General features: G+C 64.0%; 5 protein-coding genes and 1 riboswitch. Of the genes, 4 read left to right on the top strand and 1 reads right to left on the bottom strand.

Annotation, left to right across the window (positions count from 1 at the left end; translation table 11 throughout):
• Positions 1-952: hypothetical protein (locus tag EOA78_RS34355; protein ID WP_127320055.1), on the bottom strand; the 952-nt coding region annotated here is incomplete at its 3' end.
• A 162-nt stretch (positions 953-1,114) separates the two neighbouring features.
• A riboswitch (glycine riboswitch) is annotated at positions 1,115-1,201 on the top strand.
• A gap of 148 nt (positions 1,202-1,349) precedes the next feature.
• Between EOA78_RS34355 and gcvT the strand changes: the two genes are divergently transcribed.
• The 4 genes from gcvT to EOA78_RS34335 all read left to right on the top strand — a co-directional run.
• Positions 1,350-2,486 carry a glycine cleavage system aminomethyltransferase GcvT gene (gene gcvT, locus EOA78_RS34350; RefSeq protein ID WP_127320053.1) on the top strand — a complete coding sequence of 379 codons (1,137 nt, stop codon included), beginning with the start codon at positions 1,350-1,352 and terminating at the stop codon, positions 2,484-2,486.
• Between the two features lie 5 nt (positions 2,487-2,491).
• The gene (gene gcvH, locus EOA78_RS34345; RefSeq protein ID WP_127320051.1) at positions 2,492-2,860 is read left to right on the top strand and encodes a glycine cleavage system protein GcvH; all 369 of its coding nucleotides are present in this window, start codon (positions 2,492-2,494) and stop codon (positions 2,858-2,860) included.
• A gap of 16 nt (positions 2,861-2,876) precedes the next feature.
• Positions 2,877-5,687, top strand: coding sequence for an aminomethyl-transferring glycine dehydrogenase (gcvP, locus tag EOA78_RS34340; RefSeq protein ID WP_127320049.1), 2,811 nt, complete (start codon positions 2,877-2,879; stop codon positions 5,685-5,687).
• 235 nt (positions 5,688-5,922) lie between these two features.
• Positions 5,923-7,325 (top strand): ATP-binding protein (locus EOA78_RS34335; RefSeq protein ID WP_245477984.1); only part of this gene is annotated, 1,403 nt, incomplete at its 3' end.

Below are 7,325 nucleotides of genomic sequence, written 5' to 3'. Positions count from 1 at the left end.
AGGCATGCTTGATCAGCGTCAGCAGCGCGCGCTCGTTCTCGCGCAGCGGCCGGTCGCGGCCGATGCGCTCAGCCAGCCACTTCGCCTCGCTCGCGTCGATGGTTTCGGCGCGGCGGGCCAGTGCTTCGGCTGCCTTGTTCTTCGATTCCCATTCGGATTCGATATCGCCCGGCGCGCAATAGGCTTCCATGATGCCAGCGAGGCCACCCGATACCATGCGGCCAAAGAAACTGCCGATCCCCGGTTCCGCCTGCTCGAAGAAAGAATCCCGGCGCAGCGCCACGTCGCGCATCGGCGCTTCGTAGCCGGCCGAGCACATGACGAAATTGGCGATCGCTTTGACGAACAGATCATTCCATGACGGATCGTTGTCGGCAGCCGCTGTCCGCTCATTGATCTTGAACAGCATCTCGGCCTCGGCGCGGGTGATCGCGATGTTGCCGTCGCCGCCATGGGCATAGAGGATGCGGCGCAGAAGCTCGACTTCCGCTTTGGCGATCAGGCCGGGAACCAGCTTGCCGTCATGCATCAGCGACCCCTTGCCGTCGATGACGGCATGGGCGACCTGCTCCAGCGCATAGGCGCAGAGCCCGTTCGGCGACGATTTCGCCTTTTCCAGCACATGCACCAGCAATTCGAGTTCGGTCCGGCTGTCGACCATGCCGTCGCGCGAAATCGCCCGGACCAGCCAGTCGGCATTGTCCTGCGAGATATAGCCCGCCGGCTTTTCCTGATGAACGATGAAGTCGGTGACGGCTTCAATGAAAAAGTCCGGCCATTGCGCGCATTTGTCCTTGGCCGTTGCGTCGAGAGCAAACAGCGCCTCGGCCTCGCCGCGCGTCACCACGCCGTCGCCAAACACCTCGCGGCGCAGCATGACCACGTCTTCCGCTGTGATCCGATTTTTCGAGGCCAGCCCGGCCACAGGCGCGCTCATCGTTAATTCGCCCATTTCTTCCCGTCCGAACGTCGTTTGGACCCAATATATCGGGAGTTCGTTGAGAAACCGGCAAACCGCGTGGTTAGCGAAGACTTGTCGGTGAGGTGTCGCTGGGAGGTGACAAGGTGTCGCCCGCAGGCTATGGATGGCGAGTCGAGGGCTCAAATTGAGTCCTACCTGTTTGCGGGAGAGAGCAGCGAGAGCTGCCGCCGAAGGGGAAATCGCCCGAAATCTCTCAGGCAAAAGAACCGTAGACGGGAAAGACACTCTGGAAAGTCGGGGCTTGCCCCCGCGCCGAAGGTGTAAGCGCTGCCGACAGAGTTACGGGGCGCGAGTCTCTCAGGCTTCAGACAGAGGGGCACGGACTGGTCGCCATTCGCGGCCGATTGCGTGCGACTCTGGAGACGACATGACGGGCGACGACACCAAACACCTTCCCCTCGAAGACCTGCACGCGGGCGCCGGTGCGCGCTTTGGCGCGTTCGCCGGCTGGTCGATGCCGCTGACCTATCCGGCCGGCGTGATGAAGGAGCACCTTCATACCCGCGAGCATGCCGGCCTGTTCGACATCTCGCACATGAAGCTGTTCGAGATCAGTGGCTCGGGCGCTGAAGCACTGCTCAACCGTGCCTGCCCGTTCGACGCCGGCGCGCTTGAAGTTTCCCAGTCCAAATACACGTTCTTTCTCAATGAAGCCGCCGGCATCCTCGACGATCTGATCGTCACCAGGCTCGGCCAGGCACGCTTCATGGTCGTTGCCAATGCCGGCAATGCCGAAGCCGACGAAAAGCACCTTCGTGGGCTTGCCCTGGATGTTGAGGCAAAGGGGGATGTTGAGGCAAAGGGGGATTTTGATGTCAAGATCGATGCACTCGACCGCGACTTCCTGGCGATCCAGGGGCCTGAAGCCTGGGCCGCCCTGTCCCGCGCCGGCATCGAGACCGGATCGCTGCTGTTCATGCACGGCTTTGAGCCCCGCGAAAACTGGTTCATGAGCCGGTCGGGTTATACCGGTGAAGACGGTTTCGAGATCGGCCTGCCGGAAGCGGATGCGCGAAATCTCGTCGCCAAGCTGCTCGAGGACGAGCGCGTGATGTGGGTTGGGTTGGCCGCCCGGGACAGCCTGCGGCTCGAAGCAGGGCTGTGCCTGCATGGGCTGGACATCACGCCTGAGATCGACCCGGCCAGCGCCGGGCTGATGTGGGCGATCCCGAAAGAGGTTCGCGCCTCTGGCGCCTTCATCGGCGCCGACGCATTGCGTTCAATCCTGGAGCGCGGCCCGGCGCACAAACGCGTCGGACTGAAGCCGGAAGGCCGCCAGCCGGTGCGCACCGGCGCTGCCCTTTTCGACACCGACGACAATCCCGCCGGCCACGTCACCTCCGGCGGCTTCGGCCCCTCGGCCGGGCATCCGGTCGCCATGGGTTACGTCCAGACAGCGCTGGCCAAACCTGGCGCAAAACTCTTCGCCGACGTTCGCGGGACCAAAATCCCGGTCGATATCAGTCCCCTGCCCTTCACGCCTCATCGCTACCGCAAAGGATGAACTTCATGGCAAAAACCTATTTCACCGAAGATCACGAATGGCTCCGCGTCGAAGGCGGTATCGCCACCGTCGGCATCACCGACTACGCGCAGGAGCAACTCGGCGATCTCGTCTTCGTCGAATTGCCGGAGCTTGGGAAAAAGCTGGCCAAGGGCGATACGGCCGTCGTGGTCGAATCCGTCAAGGCGGCATCGGACGTCTATGCACCGGTCGACGGTGAGATCACCGAGGCCAACACCTCGCTGTCGTCGGACCCGTCTTTGGTCAATTCGGCGGCGACCAGCGACGGCTGGCTGTGGAAGATGAGGCTGGCCGATGAAAGCCAACTCGAAGGTCTCCTGGATGAGGCCGCCTACAAAGCCCATATTGGTTGATAGCAGGACCAGAAAGATGACCGCAGCACCCTACGCCTTCTCGGCCCGCCATATTGGCCCCGGCCTCAATGACGTCAGAGCCATGCTGGCGACGATCGGGGTTCCCTCAGTCGAGACGCTGATCAGTCAGGCTGTGCCGAGATCGATCCGCCTCGACCGGCCGCTGGCCTTGCCGGCCCCGGCGAGCGAAGCGGAGGCGCTGGCCGAGCTTTCGGCGACGATGGCCAAAAATACCGTGTTGAAGAGCTTTATCGGTGCCGGTTACCACGGCGTCCATGTGCCGCCGGTCATCCAGCGCAATCTGTTCGAGAACCCGGCCTGGTATACGGCTTACACTCCCTACCAGGCTGAGATCAGCCAGGGCCGGCTCGAAATGCTGTTCAATTTCCAGACATTGGTCACTGAGCTGACCGGCCTGCCGGTGGCGTCGGCCTCGCTGCTCGACGAGGCGACGGCGGTGGCCGAGGCGGTCGGCATTGCGTTGCGCCATCATCGCGACAAGCGGACCAAGGTGGCGCTTGCCGGCACGCCGCACCCGCAGACGCTCGACGTCGTGCGCACCCGCGCCGAGCCCCTCGGCATCGAGGTCGACGGCGACACGATCGACGACAACACCGCCGCTCTGCTGGTCTCCTGGCCTGATACGTTTGGCGTCTATGGCGACCACAAGGCGGTAATCGAGAAAGCCCGCGCCACCGGCGCGCTGGTCGTTTTCATTGCCGATCCGCTCGGCCTGACGCTGACCGACGCGCCGGCTACGCTTGGCGCCGACATCGCCGTCGGCCCGATGCAGCGCTTTGGCGTGCCAATGGGGTTTGGCGGGCCGCATGCCGCCTATTGCGCCGTTTCCGACAGGCTGACTCGGCTGATGCCCGGCCGCCTTGTCGGCCAGTCCACCGACAGCAAGGGCCGCCCCGGCTATCGCCTTGCGCTGCAAACGCGCGAACAGCATATTCGCCGCGACAAGGCGACCTCCAACATCTGCACCGCGCAGGCGCTGCTCGCAAACATGGCGACGGCCTATGCGATCTGGCACGGCCCTGCCGGGCTGCAGGCGATTGCCGGCCGAATCCATTCATTGGCTAACCGGCTGGCAACCGGTCTCACTGCGTCAGGAATTTCGGTGCTTGGCGCAAGCCGCTTCGACACGGTGACGGTGGAAGTGAAGGGCAGAGCCGGCGCGATCGCCGCCGCTGCTGAAAAGACCGGCCGATTGCTGCGCGTCATCGACGCCGACCACATCGGCATCAGCTTCGACGAGACCTCGACCGATGCCGATCTGGACGCCATCGCAGCACTGTTCGGCGCCAAGGCAGGCGCTGCTGGCACCAGCACCACTCCGGGCAAGCCACGCGGTAAGGCGTTTCTCAGCCAGCCGGTCTTCCACGAAAACCACTCGGAAACGGAGATGATGCGCTTCCTGCGCCGGCTGGCCGACAAGGACCTGGCGCTCGACCGCGCCATGATCCCGCTCGGCTCCTGCACGATGAAGCTCAACGCCGCCGCCGAGATGATGCCGGTGAGCTGGCCAAGCGTCGCCAATCTGCATCCATTCGCGCCGGCCGGGCATTCGGCAGGCTATCGCGCAATGGTGGGCGAACTGGAGGGCTGGCTGTCGGAGATCACTGGCTTCGATGCGGTCAGCCTGCAGCCCAATGCCGGCAGCCAGGGCGAGTATGCCGGGCTGCTCGCCATCCGCAGCTATCACCGCTCGCGCGGCGAAGGCCACCGCACCGTCTGCCTGATCCCGTCATCCGCGCATGGCACCAATCCGGCGAGTGCGGCGATGGCCGGCATGAGCGTCGTCGTCGTGCGCTGCACCGAGGATGGTAATATCGATATGGACGATATGAGTGCCAAAGCCAATGAGCATTCCAAGAATCTCGCCGCGCTTATGTTCACCTATCCTTCGACGCATGGCGTATACGAGGAAGGCGCGCGCCACCTCTGCGCCCTCATTCACGAGCATGGCGCCCAGGTCTATTTCGACGGCGCCAACCTCAACGCCTTGGTCGGCCTCGCTCGCCCCGGCGACATCGGCGCCGATGTCTGCCACATGAACCTGCACAAGACCTTCTGCATCCCGCATGGCGGCGGCGGTCCCGGCGTCGGCCCGATCGGCGTCAAGGCGCATCTGAGACCGTATCTGCCCGGCCACGTCACCGAAGGCACGGGCCATGCCGTGTCGGCCGCACCGTTCGGCAGCGCTTCGATCCTGCCGATCACCTGGATGTATATCCGCATGATGGGCGCTTCCGGCCTCAAGCAGGCCACCGAGACGGCGATCGTTTCCGCCAACTACGTGGCGACGCGGCTCGCACCGCACTTCCCGCTCCTCTACAAGGGCAGGCACGATCGCATCGCCCATGAGTGCATCCTCGACACCCGCGTGCTCAAGGAGAGCTCCGGCATCAGCGTCGACGATATCGCCAAGCGGCTGATCGATTATGGTTTCCATGCGCCGACCATGTCGTTTCCGGTGGCCGGCACGCTAATGGTCGAGCCGACCGAGTCCGAGCCCAAGAGCGAACTCGATCGCTTCTGCGAGGCGATGATCGCGATATCAGGCGAGGCAGCCAAGGTGGCGAAAGGCGAATGGCCCTTGGCCGACAATCCGCTGGTCAATGCGCCGCACACCGCGGCCGAGACGCTGGCCGGCCAGTGGACCCATCCCTATTCGCGCCTGGAGGCGGCCTACCCCGCCGGTGATGCCGACACATCAGCCAAATACTGGCCGCCGGTGTCGCGCATCGACAATGTCGCCGGCGACCGCAACCTCGTCTGCTCCTGCCCGCCGCTGTCGGAGTATCTGGGGGCGGCGGAATAGAACCAGTCGACTGCGAGGCAGACTGCCCCCTCATTTCCCGCGTACAGGCAATGCGGGTGGCCGAGACGGCAAACCCCTGAAGGCCGGAGTTTCGACCCATTTCCGCCGCTTGGTTGCCGGATGATTTTGCAGTAAGAGGCTCTATCCGTTGACGTAACAGGAACCTCCGTCGCCTGCCCGCAAAAAGCGTGGCAGTATCGGATGGTGATTCGCAGCATCGCAATCCAGGACTAGCATGGACGACACCAACGATCTTTTCGGCACTATGGACAAGCAGCCGCAACCGGTTCGCGCCACCGCTCGCCCGGCCGACCCGCTGGTGCAGGCGGCGAAGCGCCCGGCATCCCGCGACGGCAGCGAGAGCTACAGCGCCGCCGACATCGAGGTTCTGGAAGGGCTGGAGCCGGTGCGGCGGCGGCCCGGAATGTATATCGGCGGCACCGACGACAAGGCGATGCACCATTTGTTCGCCGAGGTCATCGACAATTCGATGGACGAGGCGGTCGCCGGCCACGCGACCTTCATCGATGTCGAGCTTTCGGCCGATGGATATCTGGCGGTGACCGACAATGGCCGCGGCATTCCGGTCGATCCGCATCCGAAATTCAAGAAGCCGGCGCTCGAAGTCATCATGACTACGCTGCATTCGGGCGGCAAGTTCGACAGCAAGGTCTACGAGACCTCGGGCGGCCTGCACGGGGTCGGCGTCTCCGTCGTCAACGCACTGTCGGACCATCTCGAGGTCGAGGTCGCGCGCGGGCGCCAGCTCTATCGCCAGCGTTTTTCGCGCGGCGTTCCGGTGACCGGCCTGGAGCAACTCGGCGAGGTACATAACCGGCGCGGCACCAGGATACGCTTCCACCCCGACGAGCAGATCTTTGGCAAGGGTGCGGCATTCGAGCCGGCGCGGCTCTACCGCATGACGCGCTCGAAGGCCTATCTGTTCGGCGGCGTCGAGATCCGCTGGACCTGCGATCCGTCGCTGATCAAGGAGAAGGACACGACGCCGGCTAAGGCCGAGTTCCATTTTCCCGGTGGCCTCAAGGACTATCTGAAAGCCTCGCTCGGCGACGAATTCCAGGTCACCCGCGAAATCTTCGCCGGCAAAAGCGACAGGCAAGGCGGCCACGGTTCGCTCGAATGGGCGGTGACCTGGTTCGGCGGCGACGGGTTCCTCAATTCCTACTGCAACACCATACCAACCGGCGAAGGCGGCACGCACGAGGCCGGCTTCCGCAACGTCTTGACGCGCGGCTTGCGCGCCTATGCCGAGCTGGTCGGCAACAAGCGTGCATCGATCGTCACGTCGGAAGACGTCATGATCTCAGCGGCAGGCATGCTGTCTGTGTTCATCCGCGAGCCGGAATTCGTCGGTCAGACCAAGGACAGGCTGGCCACGATCGAAGCGATCAGGATCGTCGAGACCGCCATCCGCGATCCCTTCGATCACTGGCTGGCCGATAATCCGCAGGAAGCTTCGAAGCTGCTCGAATGGGTGATCGCGCGTGCCGACGAGCGGGTGCGCCGGCCGCGGCATTCTGCGTGCAGTCGGCGAGCTTGCCGGGCAGGCGCAGCTTGCGCACCGCGCTCTTGCGCGAGACTTCCTTTTCCTGGCGCCGGCGCAGAACTCTTCATCGT

The organism is Mesorhizobium sp. M5C.F.Cr.IN.023.01.1.1 (assembly GCF_003997585.1).
GTDB lineage: Bacteria > Pseudomonadota > Alphaproteobacteria > Rhizobiales > Rhizobiaceae > Mesorhizobium > Mesorhizobium wenxiniae.
This window is presented reverse-complemented; position numbering and strand designations above follow the sequence as displayed.

Bases quoted from the DNA above. Each gene is read 5' to 3' on its own strand.
- gcvP (WP_127320049.1), top strand. From the start codon at position 2,877: ATGACCGCAGCACCCTACGCCTTCTCGGCCCGCCATATTGGCCCCGGC.
- gcvT (WP_127320053.1), top strand. From the start codon at position 1,350: ATGACGGGCGACGACACCAAACACCTTCCCCTCGAAGACCTGCACGCG.
- gcvH (WP_127320051.1), top strand. From the start codon at position 2,492: ATGGCAAAAACCTATTTCACCGAAGATCACGAATGGCTCCGCGTCGAA.